Origin of the sequence: Curtobacterium sp. MCSS17_006, from assembly GCF_003234215.1 — a bacterium.
GTDB lineage: Bacteria > Actinomycetota > Actinomycetes > Actinomycetales > Microbacteriaceae > Curtobacterium > Curtobacterium flaccumfaciens.
In genome coordinates, this window is record NZ_QKSO01000016.1 from 63,460 (window position 1) to 88,282 (window position 24,823).

23 protein-coding genes and 1 pseudogene are annotated in these 24,823 nt (G+C 70.4%); 13 read left to right on the forward strand and 11 right to left on the reverse strand.

From position 1 onward, the window contains the following. Positions 1–43: 43 nt before the first annotated feature. From sdhA to DEJ21_RS14855, 3 genes are read left to right on the forward strand one after another with little or no spacing between them, the layout of a single operon-like run. Positions 44–1,837 (forward strand): succinate dehydrogenase flavoprotein subunit, encoded by a 1,794-nt coding sequence (sdhA, locus tag DEJ21_RS14845; protein ID WP_111225106.1) that lies wholly within the window; start codon positions 44–46, stop codon positions 1,835–1,837. Between the two features lies 1 nt (position 1,838). Further along, the gene (locus DEJ21_RS14850; protein WP_017888736.1) at positions 1,839–2,612 is read left to right on the forward strand and encodes a succinate dehydrogenase iron-sulfur subunit; all 774 of its coding nucleotides are present in this window, start codon (positions 1,839–1,841) and stop codon (positions 2,610–2,612) included. 51 nt (positions 2,613–2,663) lie between these two features. Next, positions 2,664–3,305, forward strand: coding sequence for a TNT domain-containing protein (locus DEJ21_RS14855; RefSeq protein WP_111225107.1), 642 nt, complete (start codon positions 2,664–2,666; stop codon positions 3,303–3,305). Positions 3,306–3,372: 67 nt separating this feature from the next. On the opposite strand, the gene DEJ21_RS14860 is transcribed toward DEJ21_RS14855, so the two are convergent. The 8 genes from DEJ21_RS14860 to ptsP form a co-directional block, all read right to left on the reverse strand. Next, positions 3,373–4,077 (reverse strand): DUF805 domain-containing protein, encoded by a 705-nt coding sequence (locus tag DEJ21_RS14860; protein WP_111225108.1) that lies wholly within the window; start codon positions 4,075–4,077, stop codon positions 3,373–3,375. Then, positions 4,074–4,658: a DUF805 domain-containing protein gene (locus DEJ21_RS14865; protein WP_111225109.1), complete on the reverse strand. Its 585-nt coding sequence runs from the start codon at positions 4,656–4,658 to the stop codon at positions 4,074–4,076. Before DEJ21_RS14865 ends, DEJ21_RS14860 begins: the two co-directional genes overlap by 4 nt. 80 nt (positions 4,659–4,738) lie before the next feature. Next, complete coding sequence (locus tag DEJ21_RS14870; RefSeq protein ID WP_111225110.1) at positions 4,739–5,275, reverse strand: DUF805 domain-containing protein; 537 nt, start codon at positions 5,273–5,275, stop codon at positions 4,739–4,741. A 120-nt stretch (positions 5,276–5,395) separates the two neighbouring features. Next, positions 5,396–6,328 carry an NADP-dependent oxidoreductase gene (locus DEJ21_RS14875; protein WP_111225111.1) on the reverse strand — a complete coding sequence of 311 codons (933 nt, stop codon included), beginning with the start codon at positions 6,326–6,328 and terminating at the stop codon, positions 5,396–5,398. Between the two features lie 113 nt (positions 6,329–6,441). Next, the gene (locus DEJ21_RS14880; RefSeq protein WP_111225112.1) at positions 6,442–7,599 is read right to left on the reverse strand and encodes a mannitol-1-phosphate 5-dehydrogenase; all 1,158 of its coding nucleotides are present in this window, start codon (positions 7,597–7,599) and stop codon (positions 6,442–6,444) included. Next, positions 7,596–8,033 (reverse strand): PTS sugar transporter subunit IIA, encoded by a 438-nt coding sequence (locus DEJ21_RS14885; protein ID WP_071244331.1) that lies wholly within the window; start codon positions 8,031–8,033, stop codon positions 7,596–7,598. The genes DEJ21_RS14880 and DEJ21_RS14885 overlap by 4 nt, the downstream gene beginning before the upstream one ends. Positions 8,034–8,121: 88 nt before the next feature. Continuing rightward, positions 8,122–9,681 (reverse strand): PTS mannitol transporter subunit IICB, encoded by a 1,560-nt coding sequence (locus DEJ21_RS14890; protein WP_181435920.1) that lies wholly within the window; start codon positions 9,679–9,681, stop codon positions 8,122–8,124. 68 nt (positions 9,682–9,749) lie between these two features. Further along, on the reverse strand, positions 9,750–11,408 hold the full coding sequence (ptsP, locus tag DEJ21_RS14895) for a phosphoenolpyruvate--protein phosphotransferase (protein WP_071406395.1): 1,659 nt from the start codon (positions 11,406–11,408) through the stop codon (positions 9,750–9,752). Between the two features lie 251 nt (positions 11,409–11,659). On the opposite strand from ptsP, the gene DEJ21_RS14900 reads away from it, so the two are divergent. The 10 genes and pseudogenes from DEJ21_RS14900 to DEJ21_RS14945 all read left to right on the forward strand — a co-directional run bounded on the left by DEJ21_RS14900 (position 11,660) and on the right by DEJ21_RS14945 (position 21,067). After that, positions 11,660–12,430 carry a DeoR/GlpR family DNA-binding transcription regulator gene (locus tag DEJ21_RS14900; protein ID WP_111225114.1) on the forward strand — a complete coding sequence of 257 codons (771 nt, stop codon included), beginning with the start codon at positions 11,660–11,662 and terminating at the stop codon, positions 12,428–12,430. Between the two features lie 69 nt (positions 12,431–12,499). Continuing rightward, positions 12,500–12,772 carry an HPr family phosphocarrier protein gene (locus tag DEJ21_RS14905; protein WP_022905912.1) on the forward strand — a complete coding sequence of 91 codons (273 nt, stop codon included), beginning with the start codon at positions 12,500–12,502 and terminating at the stop codon, positions 12,770–12,772. 127 nt (positions 12,773–12,899) lie between these two features. Continuing rightward, positions 12,900–13,742, forward strand: a complete 843-nt coding sequence (locus DEJ21_RS14910) for an exodeoxyribonuclease III (RefSeq protein ID WP_110863349.1) — start codon at positions 12,900–12,902, stop codon at positions 13,740–13,742. 41 nt (positions 13,743–13,783) lie between these two features. Beyond that, positions 13,784–14,794, forward strand: coding sequence for a tryptophan--tRNA ligase (trpS, locus tag DEJ21_RS14915; RefSeq protein ID WP_071244338.1), 1,011 nt, complete (start codon positions 13,784–13,786; stop codon positions 14,792–14,794). 2 nt (positions 14,795–14,796) lie between these two features. Beyond that, positions 14,797–15,351 (forward strand): GNAT family N-acetyltransferase, encoded by a 555-nt coding sequence (locus DEJ21_RS14920; protein ID WP_181435921.1) that lies wholly within the window; start codon positions 14,797–14,799, stop codon positions 15,349–15,351. Positions 15,352–15,442: 91 nt separating this feature from the next. Continuing rightward, positions 15,443–16,531: a bifunctional diaminohydroxyphosphoribosylaminopyrimidine deaminase/5-amino-6-(5-phosphoribosylamino)uracil reductase RibD gene (gene ribD / locus DEJ21_RS14925; RefSeq protein ID WP_250897008.1), complete on the forward strand. Its 1,089-nt coding sequence runs from the start codon at positions 15,443–15,445 to the stop codon at positions 16,529–16,531. Positions 16,532–16,560: 29 nt separating this feature from the next. After that, positions 16,561–17,190: pseudogene (gene ribA, locus DEJ21_RS14930) on the forward strand (GTP cyclohydrolase II); the annotation flags it as partial. Between the two features lie 221 nt (positions 17,191–17,411). Then, positions 17,412–18,791: an MFS transporter gene (locus DEJ21_RS14935; RefSeq protein WP_111225117.1), complete on the forward strand. Its 1,380-nt coding sequence runs from the start codon at positions 17,412–17,414 to the stop codon at positions 18,789–18,791. 199 nt (positions 18,792–18,990) lie between these two features. Beyond that, on the forward strand, positions 18,991–19,206 hold the full coding sequence (locus tag DEJ21_RS14940; protein ID WP_111225118.1) for a hypothetical protein: 216 nt from the start codon (positions 18,991–18,993) through the stop codon (positions 19,204–19,206). Between the two features lie 7 nt (positions 19,207–19,213). Further along, positions 19,214–21,067, forward strand: a complete 1,854-nt coding sequence (locus DEJ21_RS14945; RefSeq protein ID WP_111225119.1) for an ABC transporter ATP-binding protein — start codon at positions 19,214–19,216, stop codon at positions 21,065–21,067. Between the two features lie 70 nt (positions 21,068–21,137). On the opposite strand, the gene DEJ21_RS14950 is transcribed toward DEJ21_RS14945, so the two are convergent. The 3 genes from DEJ21_RS14950 to DEJ21_RS14960 are packed head-to-tail and all read right to left on the reverse strand — an operon-like array spanning position 21,138 to position 24,795. Further along, positions 21,138–22,643: an NAD-dependent succinate-semialdehyde dehydrogenase gene (locus DEJ21_RS14950; protein ID WP_111225120.1), complete on the reverse strand. Its 1,506-nt coding sequence runs from the start codon at positions 22,641–22,643 to the stop codon at positions 21,138–21,140. Next, a complete protein-coding gene (locus tag DEJ21_RS14955; RefSeq protein ID WP_181435922.1) occupies positions 22,640–23,260 on the reverse strand; it encodes an isochorismatase family protein in 621 nt (206 codons plus the stop codon). The genes DEJ21_RS14950 and DEJ21_RS14955 overlap by 4 nt, the downstream gene beginning before the upstream one ends. Positions 23,261–23,283: 23 nt before the next feature. Continuing rightward, a complete protein-coding gene (locus DEJ21_RS14960; RefSeq protein WP_111225122.1) occupies positions 23,284–24,795 on the reverse strand; it encodes a D-alanyl-D-alanine carboxypeptidase/D-alanyl-D-alanine-endopeptidase in 1,512 nt (503 codons plus the stop codon). Positions 24,796–24,823: the final 28 nt, after the last annotated feature.

A 24,823-nucleotide genomic window follows, 5' to 3' on the forward strand; every position in this document is an offset into this window, starting at 1 on the left:
CACTGTTGCTGCCCGCGTTCCCACCGTCTACGGAAAGACCCCTGTGACCGAGACCACCGTCCACCACCACCAGTTCGACATCGTCATCATCGGCGCCGGAGGCGCGGGCATGCGAGCCGCGATCGAAGCCGGCCCGAAGGCGAAGACGGCCGTCATCTCGAAGCTCTACCCCACCCGGTCGCACACCGGTGCGGCGCAGGGCGGGATGGCCGCGGCCCTCGCGAACGTCGAAGAGGACTCGTGGGAGTGGCACACCTTCGACACGATCAAGGGCGGCGACTACCTGGTCGACCAGGACGCCGCCGAGATCCTCGCGAAAGAGGCGATCGACGCCGTCATCGACCTCGAGAACATGGGCCTGCCGTTCAACCGCACGCCCGAGGGCAAGATCGACCAGCGCCGTTTCGGTGGCCACACCCGCGACCACGGCAAGTCCCCGGTCCGCCGGGCCTGCTACGCAGCCGACCGCACCGGGCACATGATCCTGCAGACGCTGTTCCAGAACTGCGTGAAGCTCGGCGTCGAGTTCTACAACGAGTTCTACGCGCTCGACCTCATCATGGTCGACGTCGTCGGTGACGACGGAGTCACCCGCCAGCAGCCGGCCGGTGTCGTCGCGTTCGAGCTCGCGACCGGCGAGCTGCACGTCTTCCACGCCAAGGCGATGATCTTCGCGACCGGCGGCTTCGGCAAGATGTACAAAACAACCTCGAACGCGCACACCCTGACCGGCGACGGCGTCGGCATCGTCTGGCGCAAGGGTCTGCCGCTCGAGGACATGGAGTTCTTCCAGTTCCACCCGACCGGGCTCGCCGGGCTCGGCATCCTGCTGACCGAGGGTGCCCGCGGCGAGGGCGCGATCCTCCGGAACGCCTCGGGTGAGCGCTTCATGGAGCGGTACGCCCCCACCATCAAGGACCTCGCACCGCGGGACATCGTCGCGCGCTGCATGGTGCAGGAAGTGGCCGAGGGCCGGGGTGCCGGACCGAACAAGGACTACGTGCTGCTCGACTGCACGCACCTGGGGGCCGAGGTCCTCGAGACGAAGCTGCCGGACATCACCGAGTTCGCCCGCACGTACCTCGGCGTCGACCCGGTCGTCGAGCCGGTGCCCGTCATGCCGACCGCGCACTACGCGATGGGCGGGATCCCGACGAACGTCAAGGCCGAGGTCCTGTACGACAACACGACCGTCGTCCCCGGCCTGTACGCCGCCGGCGAGTGCGCCTGCGTCTCCGTGCACGGCTCCAACCGCCTCGGCACCAACTCGCTGCTCGACATCAACGTCTTCGGCAAGCGCTCGGGCAACAATGCCGCCGAGTGGGTCCAGACCGCCGAGTTCCTCCCCCTGCCGGAAGACCCGGCGGCCGGCGTCCGTGGCATGCTCGACCAGCTCCGTGCCTCGACCGGCACCGAGCGCGTCTCCGCCCTCCGCAAGGAACTGCAGGAGGAGATGGACAGGAACGCGCAGGTGTTCCGCACGGACGAGTCGCTCGCCCGTGTCACCGAGACCCTGCACACGCTCCGCAACCGCTTCATGCAGGTCTCCGTGCAGGACAAGGGCAAGCGGTTCAACACCGACCTGCTCGAGGCCGTCGAGCTCGGATTCCTGCTCGACCTGGCCGAGGTCGTCGTCTACTCGGCGCGCAACCGCAAGGAGAGCCGCGGCGGCCACATGCGCGACGACTACCCGAAGCGCGACGACGAGAACTACATGCAGCACACCATGGCGTACCTGACGGGCGACCCGCACTCGTCACTCGCCGACGACCACATCACGCTCGACTGGAAGCCCGTCGTCATCACGCGGTACCAGCCGATGGAGAGGAAGTACTGAGATGACCGACACCCTGGTCTCCGAGGCACCCCGCACCGACACCGTGCAGGACGCCCCTCCCGGATCCTTCTCCGTCACGGTCATCGTCCGTCGCTTCGACCCCGACGTCGACGACGAGCCGCGCTGGCAGGACTTCGACGTCATGATGCTGCCGACCGACCGCATCCTCGACGCCCTGCACAAGATCAAGTGGGAGCAGGACGGGTCCCTGACCTTCCGCCGCTCGTGCGCGCACGGCGTGTGTGGTTCCGACGCGATGCGCATCAACGGTCGCAACCGCCTGGCGTGCAAGACCCTGATCAAGGACCTCGACGTCTCGAAGCCGATCTACGTCGAGGCGATCAAGGGTCTGCCACTCGAGAAGGACCTCGTCGTCGACATGGAGCCCTTCTTCCAGAGCTACCGCGAGGTGCAGCCGTTCCTGCAGTCCTCGTCAGCCCCGACGCCCGGCAAGGAGCGTGTGCAGTCCGTCGCCGACCGCGCCCGCTTCGACGACACCACCAAGTGCATCCTCTGCGCCGCGTGCACGTCGTCCTGCCCGGTGTTCTGGACCGACGGGCAGTACTTCGGCCCCGCCGCGATCGTGAACGCACACCGGTTCATCTTCGACTCCCGCGACGACGCCGCGAACGTCCGTCTCGACATCCTCAACGACAAGGAAGGCGTCTGGCGCTGCCGCACGACCTTCAACTGCACCGACGCGTGCCCCCGTGGCATCCAGGTGACGAAGGCGATCTCCGAGGTCAAGCAAGCGATCATGCGCGGTCGGGCGTAGTCCCGGCTCCGTCCAAGGCCCAGCACCACGCCGACCGATAGGCTCCCGACCATGACGTTCGCGGACACCCGCCCCATCCTCGACCAGCTCGGCTACACGACCCGGTACGTGCAGCTCCCCGGCGAGACCCTGCACGAACCGCCGGTCGAGGGGGCGCTCCGCATCGTCCAGACCGACGCCTCCGGCTACGCGCTCGAGGTCGTCGACTACGGCACGGCTCGTCGTCTCGCGCAGGCCACGGGCGAGGACGACGCGGTCGAGATGCTGCGCCGGTTCCTGAACCGTCCGTTCCCGGAGCCGCGCGACATCCCCCGCCACGAGCTCGAGGGGCTCCGCGACCGCGCGGCGTCGACCTACCCGCAGCTCGCTCAGCAGGTCGCGCAGGCCGGCGAGCAGGGGCTGACCATCCAGATCCCGGCCGGTGTCCCCGTCGACCGCATCGGTGGCCCGGACGGCTACCTGCTGCACCCGCTCGACACCCCGCTGCCCAGCCGGTCGCTGCCCCCGCACGTGACCTCGTCGCCGGAGACCCACCGGTACGTCGTCGACCGGCCGTTCCTGGTGAACGTCCGCTTCGTCCAGCCGTGGTTCGAGCAGCCGGGCGGGGCCCTGCGCTTCCAGATCGCCGACCCGTCGGCCACCGTGCGTGACCTGGTCGTCGACGGTGCGATCGTCCGTCTCCGGGTGGTCTGAGCCCTCCGACACACGAACAGCCCGCCCCACGCTCGACGCGTGGGGCGGGCTGTTCTCGTTCGTGGAGCTACCGCAGGTCGGGGCGGTCGTAGCGCGCACCGGCCGGGTTCGACGGCAGGCAGCCGAACACGATGGCCGCGGGGCTCGCGATGAGCGACACGAGCCAGAGCGGGCCCGGCAGGTTCGCGTCGTGGAGCCGGCGCCACGCGAGTGCCAGGTTCGGCACGAGGGTGGCGAGCCACCAGAGCCCGAAGAGCCCGAGCAGCACGAAGGCGAACGGTGAGGGCGCCCCCGACACGTCGCGCGAGTACCCGTAGTCGTCCACGACCGTGGTCGACGGGCTGGTGGCGATCAGCAGGGCGATGAAGCCCCCGTAGAGCACGATCGTGACGATGGCGTTGGCCAGGAACCAGTACCAGTACTCACTGCGACCGGCACGGCCGTCGAAGCGGGCGTACTTCTTGAAGAACCGGAGGAAGGCGTCGAGGAACCCGATGCCGTACCAGGGGGCCCACAGCGGCGGAACGCCATCCGGGCCGACCGGTATCGGCTCCGCCAGCTGCGGGTACCCACCGACGTACGGCTGGGCGTACTGCTGGTACGGCTGGTGCCCGTAACCGGGCTGCTGCCCGTAGCCAGGCTGCTGCCCGTAGCCAGGCTGCTGCCCGTACCCGGGCTGCTGCCCGTACCCGGGCTGCGCGCCGAACCCCGGCTGTCCCTGCTGCTGATCGCCGCCGGGCTGGCCCCACTGGGGCGTCCCGTCGTTGCTCATCGGCTCGAGACGGGGCGGTCGTACCGCGCGCCCTGCGGGTTCGAGGGCAGCAGGCCGAACACGATGCCGACGATGCCGACGAAGAGCGCGATGATCCACAGCGCACCGGGGAGGTTCGCATCGTGCAGCCGGCGCCAGCCGAGCGCGAGCGTCGGAACGATGATCGCGAGGCCCCAGAGCAGGAACAGGATGCCCGAGATGACGAACAACGCCGACGGCTCGGTGACGGTCGACTGGACGCTGGTGGACGTCGCGGTCGACATCGACACGGTCGAGCGCTCCGAGGTGCCGATACCGATGCCGTACAGGATGCTGAGGACGATGACCACGATCGCGTTGGCGAGGTACCACCACCAGAACTCGCTCCGGCTGGCACGACCGCTGAACGTCGCGTACTTCTTGAAGAAGCGACCGACGGCCTTGCCGAACGAGATCCCGTACCACGGTGCCCAGAGCGGCGGCTCACCGTTCGGTCCGGTCGGCGGCTGCTGGCCGTACTGCGGTGCGCCGCCGTACTGCGGTGCGCCGCCGAACTGGGCGTTCGGCTGGTTGTTCGGATCCTGCGGGTACTGGTCGCTCACGTGGTCCCCCTCGAGTGTTGGCTGATGTTCACGGTCGAGTCAACCAGAACTCCTGAGCGGCGGTCAGAACCGGTACCGCGTCACCCCTGCAGCGGACGGTCGTACTGCTGCCCCTGCGGGTTCGACGACATCAGGCCGATGATCAACGAGAACAGGATGCCGATCGGCGGGATGATGAACAACAGGGCGAGCAGGCCGCTGAGGTTGACGTCGTGCAGCCGTCGCACGGTCAACGCGATGAACCCGAGTGCGCAGGCCAGGCTCCAGAGACTGCCGAGGCCGTCCGATCCATCGTCGACGAACGGCAGCACGTCGAACCCGCTCCCGATGATGCCGGCGGCAGCCGAACCGATCAGGTACCAGAGCGCCCAGAACCAGTACTCCGACTGACTGGCCCGACCGTCGAAGCGCACGTACTTCTTCCAGAAGCGCAAGAACGCCTGGGGGAAGGGGATGCCGTACCAGGGCGCCCAGAGCGGCGGCTCGGACCTCCCACCACTCGGCCGACCCGGACCGGGCTGCCCGTACTGCCCCGGAGGCTGCTGCGCCCACGGCTGCTGTCCGTACGGGCCCTGCTGCTGGCCGTACGGGTCACGGGGCGGGTACTGGTCGCTCATCGGTCGGTTCCTTCCGGCGCGGCTGTCGGTCCACACAGAGTGTGGCACTCCCCCGAGCCGGCGAGCGTCATCCGCACGGACGACACCTGACCCGACAGAGGACCTGCCCCGACGATGCTGTCAGGGCAGGAGCGCGAGCTTGCCCCCGGGGTGCCCGGACTCCAGCAGCTCCGCCGCCGTCTTCGCCTCCGCCAGCGGGAAGGTCCGCGCCACCGGGACCTCGAGCTGTCCGGCACCCGCGAGGTCGATGAGCCGCTGCCGCACCGAGTCACGGAAGGCCTTGCTCGCCGGCTGCGCGCCGCCCACCGCGGCGATCCCGTCCGATGCGGCCCGCGACTGCGCGGCGATCGTCACGATCCGTGACCGGTCCGCGACCAACGCGAGCGAGACGTCGACGGCCTCGTCGGTGCCGACGCAGTCCAGTGCCACGTCGATGCCGGAGGGTGCGAGATCACGGACACGCGCCTCCAGGCCGTCACCGTACGCGACCCACTCGCCACCGAAGCGTCGGACGACGTCCGCACCACGCTCCGACGCGGTGCCGATGACGCGGGTGCCGAGCAGCCGCAGCTGCTGGAGCAGGCTGACGCCGACCGCGCCCGAGGCGCCGTGCACCAGGACGGTGTCGCGCCCCTCGGCGCGGGTGACGCGGAGCATGTCGGCGGCGGTCGAGCCGGCGAGGAGCAGGTTGGCGGCCTCCGGGAAGCCGAGCGAAGCGGGCTTCGCGAAGACGTCGGCCGCGGGCACCGTGACCGACTCGGCCCAGCCGCCGCTGACGCGGAAGGCGAGGACCTCGTCGCCGACCGTTCCCCCACCCGACGCGATCTCGGTGTCGGGGCCGACGGCGGACAGGACGCCGGCGACCTCGTAGCCGACGGCGATGGGCAGGTCCGCGGGGTCGCCCTGGCGGGTGTGCTTGGTGTCGGCCGGGTTCATGCCGGCGGCGCGGACGTCGATCGTGACCTCGCCGGGGCCGGGTGCCGGCACCTCCGCCTCGACGTACTCCAGGACTTCGCTGCCGCCGAACCGTGGAGCTACCCAGTGCTTCGTCATGCGGGCGACGGTACGCGTCGCGACCCCGGAACGGACGGGAGGCCCGTCACCAGCTGGTGACGGGCCTCCCGTCCGTCCGTGCGGACGTCGTCAAGCCGCCCTCGCGGACGTCGTCAGGCGCGCGCGGACCGGATCCGCTCGGTGAACGCGGCGTGGAGCGGGTGCTCCGCGGCGAGACCGGTGATCTGCGTGGCCACGTCCGCGTCGGACGCGTCCGATGCCAACAGCGCCTGCAGCTCGACGCTCTGCTCGTCGTCCGCGACGTCGAACCGGAGCGCCGCGGCCATCGCGTCGAGGAGCGCGGTCGGCTCGGTGCCGTCCTCGGCCAGTGCGGCGGCCGGTGAGACGAAGCGCTCGTCGCGCGACAGCTTGCGGAGCGGCTGGCGGCCGACGCGGGTCACCGTGTCGGGCAGGTGCGGGTTCTCGAACCGGCCGATGATGGCCTGCACGTACGCGCGGTGCACCTCGGGGTCGAGTTCGTGGCGGCGGACGAGCAGGTCGCTCGTCTCGGCGAGCACGGACTCGAGCTCGGAGCGCACGGCGGGGATGGCGATGGCGTCCGAGATCTTGTCGGCACCGGCGACGAAGCCGTGGTACGCGACGGTGGCGTGCCCGGTGTTCACCGTGAAGAGCTTGCGCTCGATCGACGCGGCGAGGCCATCGACGTAGTGCGCGCCGGGGATCTCCGGCTCGTTCCCGCCGAACGGTGTGCGGTCGATCGCCCACTCGTAGTAGGTCTCCACGGTGACGTCGAGTCCGCCACCCTCGGGCTGCGCGGGCACGATGCGGTCGACGGCGGTGTTCGCGAAGACGGCCTTGGCCAGGGCGGCGTCGCGGCCGTCCTCGGGCAGGGCGGCGACGATGAACTCGCGCAGGCGGTCCGTGGCGTTGAGGGCGTTCTCGCACGCCATGACGGCGATCGGTGCGGCGTCCGCGTCGCGGGCGACGAGCGCACGGGCGATGACCGGGGCGATGAACTTCAGGACGTTCGGGCCGACGGCGCACGTGACGATCGCGGCCTTCGCGATCTCGGCGACCACGCCGTCCTCGTCCTTCGCGCTGTTCAGTGCGCGGAAGTTCGTGACCTCGTGGTCCTGGGCCCCGGCCCCGACCTCGTGCACGGTGTACGAGTCGGCTGCGGCCAGGGCGTCGATGAGCGGGGCGGCGACGTCGGCGAAGACGACCTCGTACCCGGCCTCGTGGAGCAGGAGCCCGACGAAGCCGCGGCCGATGTTGCCGGCGCCGAAGTGGACGGCGGTGCTGGTGCTCACTCGTTGACCTCGCCGAGGATCGAGAGGATCGCAGCGGTGTCGGCGGCGTCGGTGAGCTTCTGGACCTCGTCCTCGTCGGAGAACACGATCGCGATCTTCGACAGGATGTCGAGGTGCTCGTTGTTCACGCCGGCGATGCCGACGACGAAGCGCACGGGGTTGCCGTCCCAGTCGATCGGGCTGGCGTAGCGGATGAACGACAGGGCGGACGACTTGATGGCGTCCTTCGCGTCGTTGGTGCCGTGCGGGATGGCGAGGAAGTTGCCCATGTAGGTGGACACGCTCTTCTCACGCTCGAGCATGGCCGGGTAGTAGTCGGCCGTGACCGCGCCCGCAGCCTCGAGGATCTCGGCCGCCTCCTTCATCGCTTCCGACTTGGTCGGCGCGGTGTCCTCGGTGTGGATGCGGATCTGGCTCTCCTGCAGGACGGGCATCGGGGGTTCTCCTTGTGTTGAGGACGAGATGGAGGGGACGGGTCAGCCCCGTCCCCTCCGATACTGCACTTCGTTACTGGTTGTGGCGTTACTGATTCTTCAGCTGCTCGACGACCTGGTCGTACTGCGGAGCGTTCATGAAGTTGCCGACCGACACGTGCTGCGCGTTCGGGTTCTTCTGCTTCGCACGGTCCGTCAGTTCTTCCTGCGTGATGATCAGGTCCTCGTCACCGGACAGGTTCGCGATCGCCTTGTTGGAGACCGTGACCCCTTCGATGCCCGCCTTCTTGATCTTGTTGCGCAGGACGCTGGCGCCCATGGCGCTCGAGCCCATGCCGGCGTCGCAGGCGAAGACCAGGTTCTGGACCTTCGTCGTGGTCGCCGTCGTGGTCGCCGAGCCGACGCCACCGAGGGAGGCCTCGGCCTCTTCCTCGTTGGCCGGGGAGTTGTTGCCGAGCAGGCCGGCCGTGGCGGCGTTCGCCTCGCGGCCCTTGTTGGCCTGGAGCTTCGCCATCGCGGCGGTCATGTCGCCGCCACCGTTCGCCAGGTCGCGCTTGCGGCTGGCGAGCAGGAAGAAGGACGCGACCGCGAAGGTGACCGCGGCGGAGAGGATGACCGACAGGATGACGCCGACGTAGCTGTCCTTCGACGTCGCGGTGAGCACCGCGAAGATCGAACCGGGCGAGGCCGGGGCGACGAGGCCCGAGTTGAAGAGAACGTTCGTGCCGACGCCGGTCGCACCACCGAGGATGACCGCGATGAACAGGATCGGCTTCTGCAGCACGTACGGGAAGTAGATCTCGTGGATGCCACCGAAGAACTGGATGAGGATCGCGCCGGGCGCGGTCGAGCGGGCGATGCCGACACCGAAGAAGGTGAAGGCGAGCAGCAGGCCGAGGCCCGGGCCGGGGTTCGCCTCGAGCAGGAAGAGGATCGACTTACCCGACTCTTCAACCTGCTGCGCACCGAGCTGGGACAGCACGCCGTGGTTGATGGCGTTGTTGAGGAAGAAGACCTTCGCCGGCTCGATGATGACGCTGGCGATCGGGAGCAGCGAGTTGTTCACGAGGAACTCGACGGCGACACCCAGGCCCTCGGCGATGGCCTTGAAGACCGGCGCGAGCCAGAAGAAGCCGAGCATCGCGAGACCGAAGCCGAGGATGCCGGCCGCGTAGTTGTTGACGAGCATCTCGAAGCCCGGCTTGATCTTGCCGTCCCAGATCTTGTCGACCTGCTTGATGAGCCATGCGCCGAGCGGGCCGCAGATCATCGCGCCGAGGATCATGACGGTGCCGTTGGCGCCGAGGATGACGCCCATCGCCATGATCGAGCCAACGACGGCACCGCGGGTCTCGTAGACCATCCGGCCGCCCTGGAAGGCGATCGCGAGCGGGATCAGGTAGGTCAGGATCGGGCTGACGAGGCCGATGTTGGCGACGCCGTCGGTCTCACCGAATCCGCCGAGGATCCCGACGGGGGTCCAGCCGGTCTCGATGAAGAAGGCGGTGATCAGGCCCCACGCGATGAAGATCGCGATGTTGGGCATGACCATGCCGGAGAGGAACGTGCCGAACTTCTGAACGGCGACGCGTGCGCCGCCCCGCGACTTCGCGGGTGCGTCGGGCGCTGCAACGGACGACGTTGTCATGTGCGGTGACTTTCTGTGTGGTGGAGCTGCTGCGTGGTGCTGGGAGGGGTGGTGCTAGGGGTGGTGGGTCAGGCGGCGTGCACCGCGGACGCGGCAGCGGACTTCGCGGCCGCCGCCGTGCTCGCGGCGAGTGCCGCCGTCGCCATCTCGCGGGCCTGTTCGAGCGTGTAGCGACCGAGTTCGGCGCGTACGTCGGCCAGGGCCGCGGGGGTCATGGAGAGGGTGGTGGCGCCGAGACCGACCAGGACGACGGCGAGCAGCGGGTCGGCTGCTGCCTCACCGCAGATCCCGACGGCCTTGCCGGCGGTGGCGCCCGCGGAACCGAGCTGCGCGACGAGGCGCAGGACGGCGGGGTGCCACGGGTCCTGGTACGACGCGACGGTGCCGAGCATGCGGTCGGCGGCCATCGTGTACTGGGTCAGGTCGTTCGTGCCGATCGACACGAAGTCGGCGTTCTGGAACACCTGCTCGGCCATCAGCGCGAGCGACGGCACCTCGGCCATGACACCCGCGGTGCGGATGCCGAGCTCACGGGCCAGGGTGACGAAGTACTCGGTCTCCTCGGCGTCTGCGACCATCGGGGCCATGACCCACAGGTCGGCCTCGGTCGCGGCGTCGGCCTGGGCGAGCGCGGTGAGCTGGTCGCGCAGGACCTCGGGGTGGTTCCGCAGGGCACGGAGACCGCGGCGCCCGAGGGCCGGGTTCTCCTCGTCCTTGTCGGTGAGGAACGGCAGGGGCTTGTCGGCACCGGCGTCGAGCGCGCGCACGACGACCTTCTTGCCGGGGAACGCCGCGAGGAGCTGGCGGTACGACTCGGTCTGCTCGTCGACCGTGGGGGCCTTCGGCGAGTCGAGGAAGAGGAACTCGGTGCGGAAGAGCCCCACGCCCTCCGCACCGAGAGCAACGGCACCGGCGGCGTCGGCGGGGCTGCCGAGGTTCGCGAGCAGGGGCACGACGTGGCCGTCGGCGAGGGCACCGGCGGTGAGCGGTGCCGCTGCGGCGGCGAGACGGTCGGCGATGCGGCGCTCGACGTCCGCGACCAGTGCGGCGTCGGGGTCGGTGACGACCGTGCCGGCGATGGCGTCCACGACGACGGACTGACCGTCGGCCAGGTCGTCGGCACCGGTCACGCCGACGATGGCGGTGATGCCCTTGGCACGGGCGAGGATCGCGGTGTGCGAGGTCGGGCCGCCGTCACGGGTGACGAGCGCCAGGACCTTCTCGAGGTCGAGCAGCGCGGTGTCCGCCGGGGCGAGGTCACGGGCGACGAGGACGAAGGGGGTGTCCGACTCGGGGACGCCGGGGGCGTGCACGCCGCGGAGCTTGGCGATGATGCGCTGGGCAACGTCGTCGAGGTCGGCCGCACGCTCCCCCATGTAGCCGCCCATGCCGACGAGCAGGTCGCGGAACTGGGCGAACGCCTCGTACACGGCACGCTCGGCGTTGGTGCCACCGTCGATGCGGGTGTGCACGTCGTCGAGGAGCGTCGGGTCCTGCGCCATGAGCGCCTGGGCCTCGAGCACGGCCTGGGCGTCGCCACCGGCGAGCTGTCCGCGCTTGTTGAGGTCGTCCGCCACGGCGGCCAGTGCGTCGTGCACGGCCTGCTTCGCGTCGTCCGCCGAGCCCACCAGGGCGTCCTTCGACGGTTCGCCGAGCGGGTCAGCCATCCGGAGCACGGGGCCGTGGGCAACGCCACGGCCGACGCCGGTGCCGAGCAGTTCGGACATTCGAGACTCCTTCATCTCACACGCGCTTGCGGTGGGGTGGATCGTTCGGTGCACACGACACGGGAACAGACCACGCCCGTGCGGCTGATCAGCACACTACCCCGCTTCGCGTTGACAAACAAACACATCCGGGGATAAAAATGCAGAAACAGATGCCCGTTTGCGTCTGGCGGATCGAACGCAGGGGTCGACATCGCGGATGTCGTGCCCGAGCATGTCCGTTCCGTTCCGACCCGAGACGACGAGGTCCGATGTACGCACCAGAACGCCACCAGCGCATCGTCGAGCAGGCGCGCGCGCAGGGCCGGGTGGACGTCAAGGAGCTGGCCGAGTCGCTCGCCGTCACGCCCGAGACCATCCGCCGCGACCTGACGAGCTTGGAACGCCGCGGCCTCGTCCGTCGTGCGCACGGCGGTGCGATCCCCGTCGAGCGGATCACCCTGCACCCCGGCGTCGGCGACCGTGGCGGCATCAACCAGACCGAGAAGATGGTCATCGCCGAGGCCGCCCTGGCCGAACTGCCCGAGAACGGCTCGATCATGATCGACGCCGGCACCTCGACCATCTGCCTGGCCGAGCTGCTGCCGACCGACCGCGGGCTGACCGTCGTCACGCACTCGCTCCCCGTCGCCACCGCCGTCGCGAACCGCCCGGGCATCGACCTGCACCTGCTCGGCGGCAACATCCGCAGCGACTCCCTGGCCGGGGTCGGCACCTGGACGCACCAGCTCATCGGCATGGTCAGCGTCGACGTCGCCTTCATCAGCATCAACGGCATCACGCCGGAGCGCGGCCTGACGACCCACAACATGGCCGAGGCCGCCGTGAAGAGCGCGATGATCAAGTCCGCCCGACGGAGCATCCTGCTCGCCGACCACACCAAGTTCGGCCGCGAGGAGTTCGGTCGCGTCGCCCCGCTCGCCGCGATCGACACGATCATCACCGACCCTGCCGTCAACCTCGACCTGGTCCGCGAGGTCGAGGCCGCCGGCACCGAGGTCTTCTGGCCCGGCCGACCCTGACCGCGCCCCGTTCCCGCCCACCCAGTGCTCGCTAGCATGAGCCAACCACCCATCGACAGGAGTACATCGATGTCCGAAGCCACCCGCACCGTGACCGTCGCCAGCGCATCCGGCCTGCACGCTCGCCCCGCATCCCTCTTCGTCCAGACCGTGACGGCGTCGGGGCACCAGGTCACGATCGCCAAGGGCGACAAGTCCGGGAACGCCGGCAGCATCCTCGCCCTGCTCGGGCTCGGCATCGAGAACGGCGACGAGGTCACCCTCACCGTCTCGGGCGACGACGCCGAAACCACCGCGGACAGCCTGGTCGAGTTCCTCAAGACGGACCACGACGCGGCCTGATCGCGCAGGTCGCGTCCTGCACGCGACCACCAGACGGACGGGAGGCCCGTGGCTGCGCAGCCACGGGCCTCCCGTCCGTCCGTGGGGGCGTCCAGGGCTGTCGGCACCCGCCGATAAGGTGTTCTGCATGACACGCCTGCGCCTCGCATCCGTCAACGTGAACGGCGTCCGCGCCGCCTTCCGCAAGGGCATGGGCGACTGGCTCGCCACCCGTGACGTCGACGTGCTGGCCCTGCAGGAGGTGCGCGCGTCGAGCGACGACCTGGCGGCGCTGCTCGGCGACGAGTGGGACATCGTGCACGACCCGGCGACCGCGAAGGGCCGGGCCGGCGTCGCGATCGCATCCCGACACTCCGCCCAGATCCACCGCGTCGCGCTCGGCCCGGACGACTTCGACTCGGCCGGCCGCTGGCTCGAGGCCGACTACGAGATCGGCGGCACGACCGTCACCGTCGTCTCCACCTACGTACACTCGGGCGAGGTCGACACCCCGAAGCAGGACGAGAAGTGGAAGTTCCTCGACGCCATGACCGAGCGGCTGCCGGCACTCCGGGCGCACAACCCGCTCGCGGTCGTCGTCGGTGACCTGAACGTCGGGCACGACGAGCGCGACATCAAGAACTGGAAGGGCAACGTCAAGCGAGCCGGCTTCCTGCCGCGCGAGCGTGCCTACTTCTCGCGGTTCTTCGGCGCCGACGGCGAACCGGTCGAGGGTGCCGACGGATCCACGGGCCCCGGGCTCGGTTGGGTCGACGTGGGTCGCGCCCAGGCCGGCGACGTCGACGGCCCGTTCACATGGTGGTCGTGGCGCGGTCAGGCCTTCGACAACGACACCGGCTGGCGCATCGACTACCAGATGGCGACGCCCGACCTGGCTGCCAAGGTCACGGAGTACACGGTCGACCGCGCCGCGGCGTACGACCAGCGATGGTCCGACCACGCCCCCGTGGTCGTCGACTACGAACTCTGACCCCTCTTCTCTCGCTTCACCTGACGCACCGGAGCACCACCATGACCAAGACCCGCATCTTCTCGGGCATCCAGCCGTCCGCCGGATCGCTGCACCTCGGCAACTACGTCGGGGCGCTCATGCAGTGGAGGACCCTGCTCGACGACTACGACGCCATCTACTGCGTCGTCGACATGCACGCCATCACCTCACCCCAGGACCCGGCCGAGCTCCGCGCGAACACCCGGGCCACCGCTGCGCAGTACATCGCGTCGGGCATCGACCCGTCCAAGGCGACGCTGTTCGTGCAGTCGCACGTGCCCGCGCACGCTGAACTCGCCTGGGTGCTGAACACCCTGACCGGCTTCGGCGAGGCGAGCCGGATGACCCAGTTCAAGGACAAGTCGGCACGCCAGGGCGCCGAGGCCGCGTCGGTCGGGCTCTTCACCTACCCGATCCTGATGGCCGCGGACATCCTGCTCTACGACACCAGGGTCGTGCCGGTCGGTGACGACCAGCGACAGCACGTGGAACTCACGCGCGACCTGGCCGGACGCTTCAACTCGCGGTTCGGCGACACCTTCGTCACGCCCGAGGCACGCATCCTGACCGAGACCGCGCGCATCTACGACCTGCAGGACCCGACCAGCAAGATGAGCAAGTCCGCAGCGTCGGACAACGGCCTCATCCGCCTGCTCGACGACCCGAAGCGCACCGCGAAGAAGATCAAGTCGGCCGTCACCGACGCCGAGCGTGAGATCCGGGCCGACCGCCAGGCGAAGCCTGGTGTGACGAACCTGCTGTCGATCCTGTCGGCGTTCACCGGCACCTCGATCGCCGCGCTCGAGGAGTCGTTCGCCGGCAAGGGCTACGGCGACCTGAAGGGCGAGGTCGCCGACGCCGTCGTGGCCGAGCTCGAACCGGTCCGCGCCCGCACCCTCGAACTGCTCGACGACCCGGCGGAGCTCGACCGGCTGCTCGCCGTCGGCGCCGACCGCGCCGAGTCGATCGCGCAGGAGACCCTGGCCCGCGTCTACGACCGCATCGGCTTCGTCCCGCGGTCGCGCGGCTGACCGTGCAGCCCGTCACGCTCGAGTCCGCACGGGTCCGGCTCGACCTGCCCACCCGCACCGACACCGCGGCGATCACCGAGGCCTGCCAGGACCCGGAGATCGTCCGGTGGACGACGGTGCCGAGGCCGTACCGCGAGCAGGACGCCCGAACCTTCGTCGACGCCCTGGTCGGACCGGGGTGGGCATCGGACCGCGAGTACACGTGGGCGATCCGACCGGCCGGTTCGACGTGGCTCGCGGGCATCATCAGCTACCGCACCGCCGGTCGTGACCTCGGGTTCTGGCTCGCACCGTCCGCGCGCGGTGCCGGACTCATGCACGACGCCGTCCGGCTCGTGGTCGACTGGGCGTTCGAGCAGGGCGCGCCGGACGTCTACTGGGAGTGCTACGAGGGCAACGCAGCGTCGGCAGCGGTCGCCCGTGCGGCCGGGTTCTCGTTCACGGGCCTCGGCGCAGCACGGGTGCCGGACCGGGACGGCGGCCCGACCACGGCGTGGACTGCACTGCGACGCGCTGACGGCACCCCAGCCTCCGAACTCCCCTGGCCCGTCGCCTGAACGCGCTCACATCCGTGGTGACGTGTCACCCAACCACCGTCGGTAGGCTCGGCCCGTGAGCGACACGGCACGACCCACCGAGGTCCGGGCGATGCGCCGCGGGCTCGAACTCGCGGCCCTCGGGCCCGTCGTCGGCGACCACGCCCGCGTCGGCGCCGTGATCCTCTCCCCCACCGGCGAGGTCCTCGCCGAGGGATGGCACAAGGGCGCCGGTACCCCGCACGCCGAGGTCGACGCGATGGCCAAGGTCGACCCGGCACTGCTGCGCGGCGCGACGGCGGTCGTCACCCTCGAACCCTGCAACCACGTCGGCCGCACCGGGCCGTGCGCCGTGGCCCTGCTCGACGCCGGGATCGCCCGGGTCGTGTACGCGATCGACGACCCCGGAGCCGACGTGCACGGCGGCGCCGACCGTCTCCGTGCCGCCGGGGTCCAGGTCGTCTCCGGCGTCCTGGCCGACCAGGCCGAGGCGTTCCTCGAACGCTGGCTGCTCTCGGTCCGTCTCGGCCGACCGTGGGTCACCGTCAAGTGGGCGTCCAGCCTGGACGGGCGCGCCGCCGCTGCCGACGGCACGAGCAAGTGGATCACCGGCGCCGCCGCACGGCAGCACGTGCACGAACAGCGCGCCGCCCACGACGCGATCCTCGTCGGCACCGGCACCGTCCTGGCCGACGACCCGAGCCTGACCGCACGCGGGGACGCCGGCGAACTGCTCGCCGACCAGCCCCTCGCCGTGGTGCTCGGCGACCGCCCGGTGCCGGCCGACGCCGCGGTCCGTCGGCACCCGCGGGGGCTCGTCACCCTGCCCGGACACGACCTGGCCACCTCGCTCGGCGCACTGCGCGGGCACGGGGTGCACTCGGTGTTCGTCGAGGGTGGCCCCACGGTCGCCTCGGCGCTCATCGCCGCCGGACTCGTCGACGAGTACCTGGTGTACATCGCCCCGGTGCTGCTCGGCGGCCCCCGGGTCGCCCTCGACGACCTGGGGGTGGGAAGCATCTCCGACCGTCGGCGGTTGGACGTACTATCGACCACCAGCCTCGGCCCCGACCTGCTGGTCCGAGCCCGACCGCAGCATCCGCAGCACCAGAACCAGCACCAGCACGACCGCCAGCAGCAGCACGACGCGACACCCGGGCTCGGGAACGACGGGCCCACGAACGACCGGAGCACCCCATGACCGATGCGCTGACCTCCCCCACGCCGGGGAGCCCGGTCAAGTTCGAGGTGTCGACGAACGTGCCGACCACCCACGGCACCTTCCAGATGCGCGCCTACCGCGACCTCGTGACGAGCGCGGAGCACGTCGCGATCATCGGCACCCTGCCGGACGGCTCGATGCCCACCGACGGCGCACTCGTCCGGGTGCACTCCGAGTGCCTGACCGGTGAGGCCTTCGGCTCGCTGAAGTGCGAGTGCGGCCCCCAGCTCGACGCCGCGCTCGACACGATCGCGGCCGAGGGCGGCGTGGTCATCTACCTGCGCGGGCAGGAGGGCCGCGGCATCGGCCTCATCAACAAGCTCAAGGCCTACCGCCTGCAGGAGGACGGTCTCGACACCCTCGACGCCAACCTCGCGCTCGGCCTGCCCGCCGACTCACGAGCCTACGGCGGCGCCGCGGGCATCCTCGCCGACCTCGGCATCACCCGGGTCCGGCTGCTGTCGAACAACCCGGAGAAGCGCCGCCAGCTCGAGGAGCACGGCATCACCGTCGACTCCCTCGTGCCGCTCGTCGTCGGCATCTCAGCGCAGAACGCCGGGTACCTCGACACCAAGCGCGACCGGATGGGCCACCAGCTGCCCGAGCACCTCGAAGCGGGTGCCGGCGCGGGCGCCTGAGCACGAACGGGCGACGGACGCTGCGGCCAGCTGACTCTGGGCTGATTCGCAGGCAGACGACATCTGTCGTATGATCGGGCTTCCGTCACAAGCGGTCCCCCCTTCAGCCGAACGCACCCGATCGGTGCCCGCGCCACCCCGCGCGAACCGATCGGTGTCCGCCGTTTCGGATCCTCGTGCTCCCCGTCGGGAGCACGCAGCACGGAAGACCCCGCACTGTCATGACCGCCGCCCCGGCACCCGCAACGCCCACCTCCGCTCCGGCACCCGCCGGCAACCCGCGCTCCCGCGTCGTCATCGCGAGCCTCGTCGGCACGTCGATCGAGTTCTACGACTTCTACGTCTACGCGACCGCCGCGGTGCTCGTCTTCCCGACGCTGTTCTTCCCGAACGAGGACCCGACGGCCTCGCAGCTGTCGTCCTTCGTCACCTTCGCCCTGGCGTTCTTCGCCCGGCCGGTCGGGTCGATCATCTTCGGGCACTTCGGTGACCGGATCGGCCGCAAGACCACCCTCGTCGCGTCGCTGCTCGTGATGGGCACCGCCACGTTCCTGATCGGCTGCCTGCCGACGTTCGACACCATCGGGGTCTGGGCCCCGGTCCTGCTCGCCGTGATGCGCTTCGCCCAGGGCGTCGGGCTCGGCGGCGAGTGGTCCGGCGCGGCCCTGCTCGCGACCGAGAACGCGCCGAAGGGCAAGCGCGGCGTGTTCGGCTCGATGCCGCAGCTCGGTGCCCCGATCGGCTTCCTGCTCGCGAACGGCCTGTTCATCGCGATCAACGCGGCGATGCCCGCCGGTGCCGACGGCACCCCGAACGCCGACTTCCAGGCCTGGGGCTGGCGCATCCCGTTCCTGCTCTCCGCCGTGCTCGTCATCATCGGTCTGTACGTGCGCTTCAAGCTCGTCGAGTCGCCGGTGTTCCGCGGCGTGCAGGAGTCGGGCACGGTCGCGAAGGTCCCGCTCGGCCGCGTGTTCCGCACCTCGTGGCGGGCAGTCATCGTCGGCACGTTCGGCATGGTCGCCACGTACGTGCTCTTCTACTTCATGACGACGTTCACCCTGTCGTACGGCACGACCGGCTCCGAGGCGAGCGTGCTCGTCCCGAAGGTCGGCCTCGGGTACACCCGTGGCGAGTTCCTGACCCTGCTCATGATCGGCGTCGTGTTCTTCGGCATCTTCACGCCGATCGCGGGGTTGCTCGCCGACAAGTTCGGCCGCCGCAAGACCCTCATCCCGACCACGATCGGCATCGCGCTGTTCGGCCTGACGTTCCAGTTCTGGTTCGCGGCGTCGAGCGGCCCGATCACGGTGGTGACGTTCCTCATCGTCGGGCTCTCGCTGATGGGACTGACGTTCGGTCCGATGGGTGCGCTGCTGCCCGAGCTGTTCCCGACGAACGTCCGGTACACCGGCTCGGCCATCGCGTACAACGTCGCGTCGATCCTCGGTGCGTCACTCGCCCCGACGATCGCGCTGGCCCTCTGGCAGCCGGACGGCGACATCTTCCTGGTCGGCCTGTACCTGACGATCGCCGCGGTCGTGACGCTGGTCGCGCTGTTCTTCGTGCGCGAGACGAAGTCGAAGGACATCGCCGACGCCTGATCGGCGACGCATCCGACGGACGGGCGCACCCCGCTCAGCAGCGACGCGAAGCGTTGCGCGGGGTGCGCCCGTCCGTCGTGCGCGGGAGGGGTGCCAGCTGGCACCGGGCCTCCCGTCCGTCGTGCGCGCGACCCCACTGCGCGGCTCGCGTCGTCAACGCAGGTTGACGATGTCGGTGCGTCAATGTAGGTTGACAGGTATGGACCGACCGACCATCACGAGCCTCGCGGCCGGAGCATCAGGGGACGACCCGTTCTCCGCCCTCGCCAACGTGCGGGACCTGCGCCGTGAGCTCGACCGGACCGAAGAGCTCGCCGCGCGACGTGCCCGCACCGCCGGCGCCTCGTGGCAGGAGATCGCGACGCTGCTCGGTGTCAGCCGACAGGCAGTGCACAAGAAGTACGGCAGAAACTAGGAACACGATGAGCTTCCCCTTCGCACGCCCGAAGACCTCCGACGGCCCCCGCGCCACGTTCGGTCGCCTGCTGTCCTACCTGTTCGAGAACAAGCCCGCGATGGTCGTGATCATCGTGCTGAGTGTCCTCGGCGCGGGGGCTTCGCTCGCGCAGCCGCTCCTGGTCAACCAGGTCATCACCGCGGTGCAGCAGGGCAACACCCTCAGCACGCTCGTGTGGCTGCTGGTCGGGCTCGTCATCGTCGCGGGGGTGCTGAACGGCGTGCAGCACTTCCTGCTGCAGCGTGCGGGCGAGGGCGTCGTACTCTCCACCCGCCGCAAGCTCATCGCTCGCATCCTCAACCTGCCGATCTCGGAGTTCGACACGCGGCGCACCGGTGACCTGGTGTCCCGCGTCGGCAGCGACACCACGCTCCTGCGCGCCGTCCTGACCCAGGGGCTGATCGAGTCGATCGGCGGCGCGCTCACGTTCATCGGCGCCATCGTGGCGATGGCCATCATCGACCCGCTGCTGCTCGGCATCGTGATCGTGATCGTCCTGATCGCGATCGTCGTCGTCGGTGGGCTGAGCCGTCGCATCCGGGTCGCCTCGAAGCGTGCGCAGGAGAAGGTCGGCGACCTCACGGCCGCCGTCGAACGCGGGATCGGCGCGGTCCGCACGATCCGTGCGGCCGGCGCCACCGCACGCGAGGTGCGCGAGGTCGACGGCCACGCGACCGAGGCCTACAAGCGCGGCCTCGACATCGCCAAGATGTCCGCCTTCGTCGTCCCCGTCGCGAGCATCGTCATGCAGGTCGCGTTCATCGCCGTCCTGGGCGTCGGCGGGGCACAGGTCGCAGCCGGCACCATCACCATCGCAACGCTCATCACGTTCATCCTGCTGCTCTTCATGATGATCATGCCGCTCGGCCAGGCGATGGGCGCGGCCGTCGCCGTCGCCCAGGCGCTCGGCGCGCTCGGCCGGATCGAGGAGATCCTGCACCTGCCGACGGAGTCCCAGGACGACGAGTCGGTCCGGCCCGCCGCAGCGGTCGCCACCGACGACGCCATCGCGTTCGAGCACGTCTCGTTCCGGTACCGCGCCCAGGCGGACGCCTCGGGCGCCGACGGTGCGGTCGCGTCCGACCCCGCGGACCGTCCAGGAGGCCCGGATCACGTCGACGACGAGCGCCCGGCCGACGACGTGGTGCTCCACGACGTGTCGTTCCGGGTGCCCCGCGGCTCACGCGTCGCACTCGTGGGCCCGTCCGGTGCCGGCAAGTCGACGACCCTGGCGCTCATCGAGCGGTTCTACGACCCCACTGACGGCGTCATCCGCCTGGGTGGCATCGACGTGCGCGGCATGGACCGCGACGAGCTCCGCGCCCAGATCGGCTACGTCGAGCAGGACGCCCCCGTGCTCGCGGGCACGATCCGCGCCAACCTGCTGCTCGGGTCGCCGAACGCCACCGAGGACGACTGCGTCCGGGTGCTCGAGGCGGTCAACCTCGGCGAGGTCCTACACCGCGATCCCCGCGGTCTCGACGCGCAGGTCGGTGAGGACGGCGTGATGCTCTCCGGTGGGGAACGGCAGCGCCTGGCCATCGCCCGCGCGCTGCTCGCCGCTCCCCCGATCCTGCTGCTCGACGAGTCGACGTCGTCACTCGACGGGGTCAACGAGCAGAAGATGCGGCTCGCGATCGACGCCGTCGCCGAGGACCGCACCCTGCTCGTGATCGCCCACCGGTTGTCGACGGTGGTCGACTCCGACGTGATCGTCGTGCTCGAGCACGGCCGCGTCGTCGGCAGCGGCACGCACTCCGAGCTCGTCGAGTCGACGGCGCTCTACCGCGACCTGGCGAAGCACCAGCTGCTCGTGTGAGTTCGGGTACGGCCGCGAGTACCGCGGCCGTACCGTCGATCCGGGCTCGGGCTCTGGCTCTGGCTCTGGCTCAGGCGGCGAACGGGTCCGGAGTCAGCACGTAGACGGTCTCGAGGTACTCCTCGATGCCCTCGTGCGACCCCTCGCGGCCGAGGCCGGAGGACTTCACGCCGCCGAACGGGAACGCTGCGTTCGACACGACGCCCGTGTTCAGCCCGAGCATCCCCGTCTCCAGGCGCTCGGCGAGCCGCTGGCCGCGCCGGAAGTCGGTCGTGAAGGCGTACGCGATGAGCCCGTACTCGGTGTCGTTCGCGAGCCGGATCCCCTCGTCCTCGGTGCTGAAGCGCGTGACCGAGGCGACCGGTCCGAAGATCTCCGTCGTCATGATCTCCGAGCCGGGTTGCACGTCGTCGATCACCGTCGCCTCGTAGAACGTGCCCGGACGGTCGATCCGGTGGCCGCCGGTGACGAGCCGGGCACCGCGGCCGAGGGCGTCGTCGACGAGCGAGGCGGCCTTGTCCACGGCGCGGTCGTCGATGAGGGGTCCGAGCGTCGTGCCGTCCTCGGTGCCCCGGCCGACGCGCAGGGCGTCCACCTTCGCGGTGAGTGCCGCGACGAACGCGTCGGCGATGCCGTCCTGCACGAAGAACCGGTTCGCGGCGGTGCAGGCCTCGCCCGTGTTGCGGAACTTCGCGAGCATTGCCGCGTCCACCGCCTCGTCGAGGTCGGCGTCGTCGAACACGAGCAGCGGAGCGTTGCCGCCGAGCTCCATGCTCGTCTTGAGCACGTTGTCCGCCGCCTGCTTGAGCAACGCCGAACCGACCGGGGTCGAACCGGTGAAGGTCAGCTTGCGCAGGCGCGGGTCGGCGATGATCGGCTCGGACAGCCCCTTGGCGTCACTCGACGGGATCACGTTGAGCACACCGTCCGGCAAACCGGCACGGCGGAAGAGCTCGACCAGGAACAGGGTCGTCAGCGGGGTGAGGTCGGCCGGCTTCGCGACCACCGTGCAGCCGGCGGCCAGGGCCGGGCCGATCTTCCGCGTCGCCATCGCGAGCGGGAAGTTCCACGGGGTGATCGCGTACACGGGGCCGACCGGACGCTTCAGCACGATCGCGCGGCCGGTGCCCTCGGGGTTCGTGCGGTAGTCGCCGGTGATGCGGACCGCTTCCTCCGAGAACCACCGCAGGAACTCGCCGCCGTAGACGACCTCACCGCGGGCCTCGGCCAGGGGCTTGCCCATCTCGAGCGACATCAGGGCCGCGAGGTCGTCGGCGTGCTCGTGCACCAGGTCGAAGGCCCGGCGCAGGATGTCCGAGCGCGTGCGTGGGGCCGTCGCCGCCCACGACTCCTGCGCCGCGGCAGCTGCGTCGAGGGCGGCGAGGCCGTCCTCGGGAGTGGCGTCGGCGACCTCGGCCAGGACGGCACCGGTCGACGGGTCGTGCACGGCGAAGGTGGACCCGCTCGACGAGGCGCGCCAGGTGCCGCCGATGAAGAGTCCGGTGGGGACGCCCTCGACGCGGACGTGCTCGTCGGCGACGGTGGTGGTGGTTTCGTTCGTGGTGGTGTCGGTCACAGTCGTGCTCCTCCTGGGTTCGCGAGGCCCTCGTCCATGTCGCTGCGGTCGATGTGTCCGCCGGCCGCCCGGATCTCGTCGAGCGCCCGGGCGCTGCACTCGACGTCGACGCCGGCCACCAGGTCCTCGTACACGGCGACGTCGAGGCCCGCGGCACGGGCGTCGAGCGCCGAGGCACGGACGCAGTGGTCGGTCGCGATGCCGACGACGTCGATCGTGTGCACGCGGCGCTCGGCGAGCACCTCGGCCAGCGGGACGCCCGCCTCGGTCCGGGCCTGGAACGCCGAGTAGTCCGGCGTCCCCTGCCCCTTGAAGACGTCGACGTCGATCAGTGCGGTGTCGAGATCGGGGTGGTAGTCGGCACCGGGTGTGCCGGCGACGCAGTGCACCGGCCACGTGTCGACGAAGTCGGGTCCGTCGGGTCCGGCGAAGTGTCCGCCGTTGTCGTCGTCGCCGTGGTGCCAGTCGCGGGACGCCACGATCAGGTCGTACTCGTCCCCGTGCCGACCGAGGAACGCGGTGATGCGCTTCGCGAGCGCCGCTCCCCCGGTGACCGCGAGCGCACCGCCCTCGGTGAAGTCGTTCTGGACGTCCACGACGAGCAGTGCTCTTGCCATGGGTCCATCCAACACCCGTCGGCTCAGGAGCCGGTGAGCTTGCTCCCGCACGAGTAGGTCGCGGCGGTCACCGCATCGAGTGCCGGCAGTGCCGCTGCACGCGGCGAACCGATGGCGTAGAAGGCGAAGGTCAGCCGCGACCCGTCGGCGGCGTCGATGTAGCCGCCGAGGGTGTTCGCGCTGTCGATCCAGCCCGTCTTGGCGTGCACCTTGCCGCGGGCGACCGCGTTCGCGCCGGTGAACCGGCTGGCCAGGGTGCCGGACTGGCCGGACACCGGCAGGGCGTTCGCGAGCGTGCCGAGGCCCTTCGCGCCGGAGGCGACCTGCACCATGAGGTGTGCGACGAACTCCGGCGACACGGCGTTCGAGGCACTCTCGCCCGAGCCGTCCTTGATCACGATGCCGGCCGGGTCGAGGCTGTAGGAGCGCAGTGCCGACTGGTACACGGACGACAGCGACGCCGCCGAGCCGTTCGAGCCGGAATCCTTCGAGGACACCCGGGCGAGCATCTCGGCCAGGGTGTTGTCCGAGTTCGGGATCATCTGCCCGATGAGTGTCGACACCGGCTGCGACGACACCGTGGCGATCGTCTCGGTGCCCGTTGTCGCCCGCTTGACGATCTGCGCGGACGAGGCGCCAGCGACGCCAGCGTTCGCCAGTGCCGTCCGGAAGGCGATGCCGGCGCGTCCGACCGGGTCCTCCGACCGGGGCGAGGTCGCCGCTGCGGGGTTCGCCCGGTCACCGTCGACCATGAGCGCCGTGACCTTCGGCTGGTACCCGATGGTGCGCTCGGACACCGGCCACGTGGGGTCCCAGGCGTCGGCGTCGCTCCAGTACGAGTCGTCCGTGACGATCGTGGTGACCGGGGTGTCGCCGACCTTCGCCTTCACCTGCTGCGCGAGCTGGGCGAGGGTCGGGGCGCCCGGGTACACCGTGCCGCCGCCGGCGGACAGCGTCGCGTCGCCGTGGCCGACCAGGGCGACGGTGTTCGCCGATTCCCGTGCGACGGTCGTCGGGATGCGGTGGTCGCCCCCGAGCACCGAGAGCGCGGTCGCCGAGGTCAGGGTCTTCATGACGCTGCCGGTCTGGGCGGCCCGCTCGCCGTGCTTGGAGAACAGGACCTTGCCCGTCTTCGCGTCCATCACGTACCCCTCGAAGTCGCCGAGGCCGCTCGCCGACGCAGCCGTCGCGATCGAGCAGGTCCGGAGCGCAGACGGACCCGCGAGGTCATCCGGCACCGCGCGGGCATCGGCGGTCGGGGTGGGGGACGGCTTCGTGGTCGGGCGCTTCGTGGTGGTCGTCCGGTCCGGAGCCGAGGACGCGGTCCGGGTCGGGCTCGGCGCCGCAGCGGTCCGGGAGTCCGGGGTCGTGGCCGCCGCGACGGCGACGGCCCCACCGGAACCGACCACGAGCAGCGCCGCGAGACCACCGGCGATCCACGGGACCGGGCGTCGCGCGGCGGAGGCGCGCACCGCGGTGACGGCGGCGTGGAACCGCTCCGGGACGGAACGCGGGGTGGGCTGCTGCTCGGACATCGCGACCGATCCTACGGAACTGCGGCAG

Excerpts from the sequence above, each read along its gene's own strand:
- DEJ21_RS14850 (WP_017888736.1), top strand. The coding sequence starts at position 1,839 with ATGACCGACACCCTGGTCTCCGAGGCACCCCGCACCGACACCGTGCAG.
- DEJ21_RS14855 (WP_111225107.1), top strand. The coding sequence starts at position 2,664 with ATGACGTTCGCGGACACCCGCCCCATCCTCGACCAGCTCGGCTACACG.
- DEJ21_RS14860 (WP_111225108.1), bottom strand. The coding sequence starts at position 4,077 with ATGAGCAACGACGGGACGCCCCAGTGGGGCCAGCCCGGCGGCGATCAG.
- DEJ21_RS14870 (WP_111225110.1), bottom strand. The coding sequence starts at position 5,275 with ATGAGCGACCAGTACCCGCCCCGTGACCCGTACGGCCAGCAGCAGGGC.
- DEJ21_RS14875 (WP_111225111.1), bottom strand. The coding sequence starts at position 6,328 with ATGACGAAGCACTGGGTAGCTCCACGGTTCGGCGGCAGCGAAGTCCTG.
- DEJ21_RS14885 (WP_071244331.1), bottom strand. The coding sequence starts at position 8,033 with ATGCCCGTCCTGCAGGAGAGCCAGATCCGCATCCACACCGAGGACACC.
- DEJ21_RS14890 (WP_181435920.1), bottom strand. The coding sequence starts at position 9,681 with ATGACAACGTCGTCCGTTGCAGCGCCCGACGCACCCGCGAAGTCGCGG.
- ptsP (WP_071406395.1), bottom strand. The coding sequence starts at position 11,408 with ATGTCCGAACTGCTCGGCACCGGCGTCGGCCGTGGCGTTGCCCACGGC.
- DEJ21_RS14900 (WP_111225114.1), top strand. The coding sequence starts at position 11,660 with ATGTACGCACCAGAACGCCACCAGCGCATCGTCGAGCAGGCGCGCGCG.
- DEJ21_RS14905 (WP_022905912.1), top strand. The coding sequence starts at position 12,500 with ATGTCCGAAGCCACCCGCACCGTGACCGTCGCCAGCGCATCCGGCCTG.
- DEJ21_RS14910 (WP_110863349.1), top strand. The coding sequence starts at position 12,900 with ATGACACGCCTGCGCCTCGCATCCGTCAACGTGAACGGCGTCCGCGCC.
- trpS (WP_071244338.1), top strand. The coding sequence starts at position 13,784 with ATGACCAAGACCCGCATCTTCTCGGGCATCCAGCCGTCCGCCGGATCG.
- ribD (WP_250897008.1), top strand. The coding sequence starts at position 15,443 with ATGCGCCGCGGGCTCGAACTCGCGGCCCTCGGGCCCGTCGTCGGCGAC.
- DEJ21_RS14935 (WP_111225117.1), top strand. The coding sequence starts at position 17,412 with ATGACCGCCGCCCCGGCACCCGCAACGCCCACCTCCGCTCCGGCACCC.
- DEJ21_RS14940 (WP_111225118.1), top strand. The coding sequence starts at position 18,991 with ATGGACCGACCGACCATCACGAGCCTCGCGGCCGGAGCATCAGGGGAC.
- DEJ21_RS14945 (WP_111225119.1), top strand. The coding sequence starts at position 19,214 with ATGAGCTTCCCCTTCGCACGCCCGAAGACCTCCGACGGCCCCCGCGCC.
- DEJ21_RS14955 (WP_181435922.1), bottom strand. The coding sequence starts at position 23,260 with ATGGCAAGAGCACTGCTCGTCGTGGACGTCCAGAACGACTTCACCGAG.
- DEJ21_RS14960 (WP_111225122.1), bottom strand. The coding sequence starts at position 24,795 with ATGTCCGAGCAGCAGCCCACCCCGCGTTCCGTCCCGGAGCGGTTCCAC.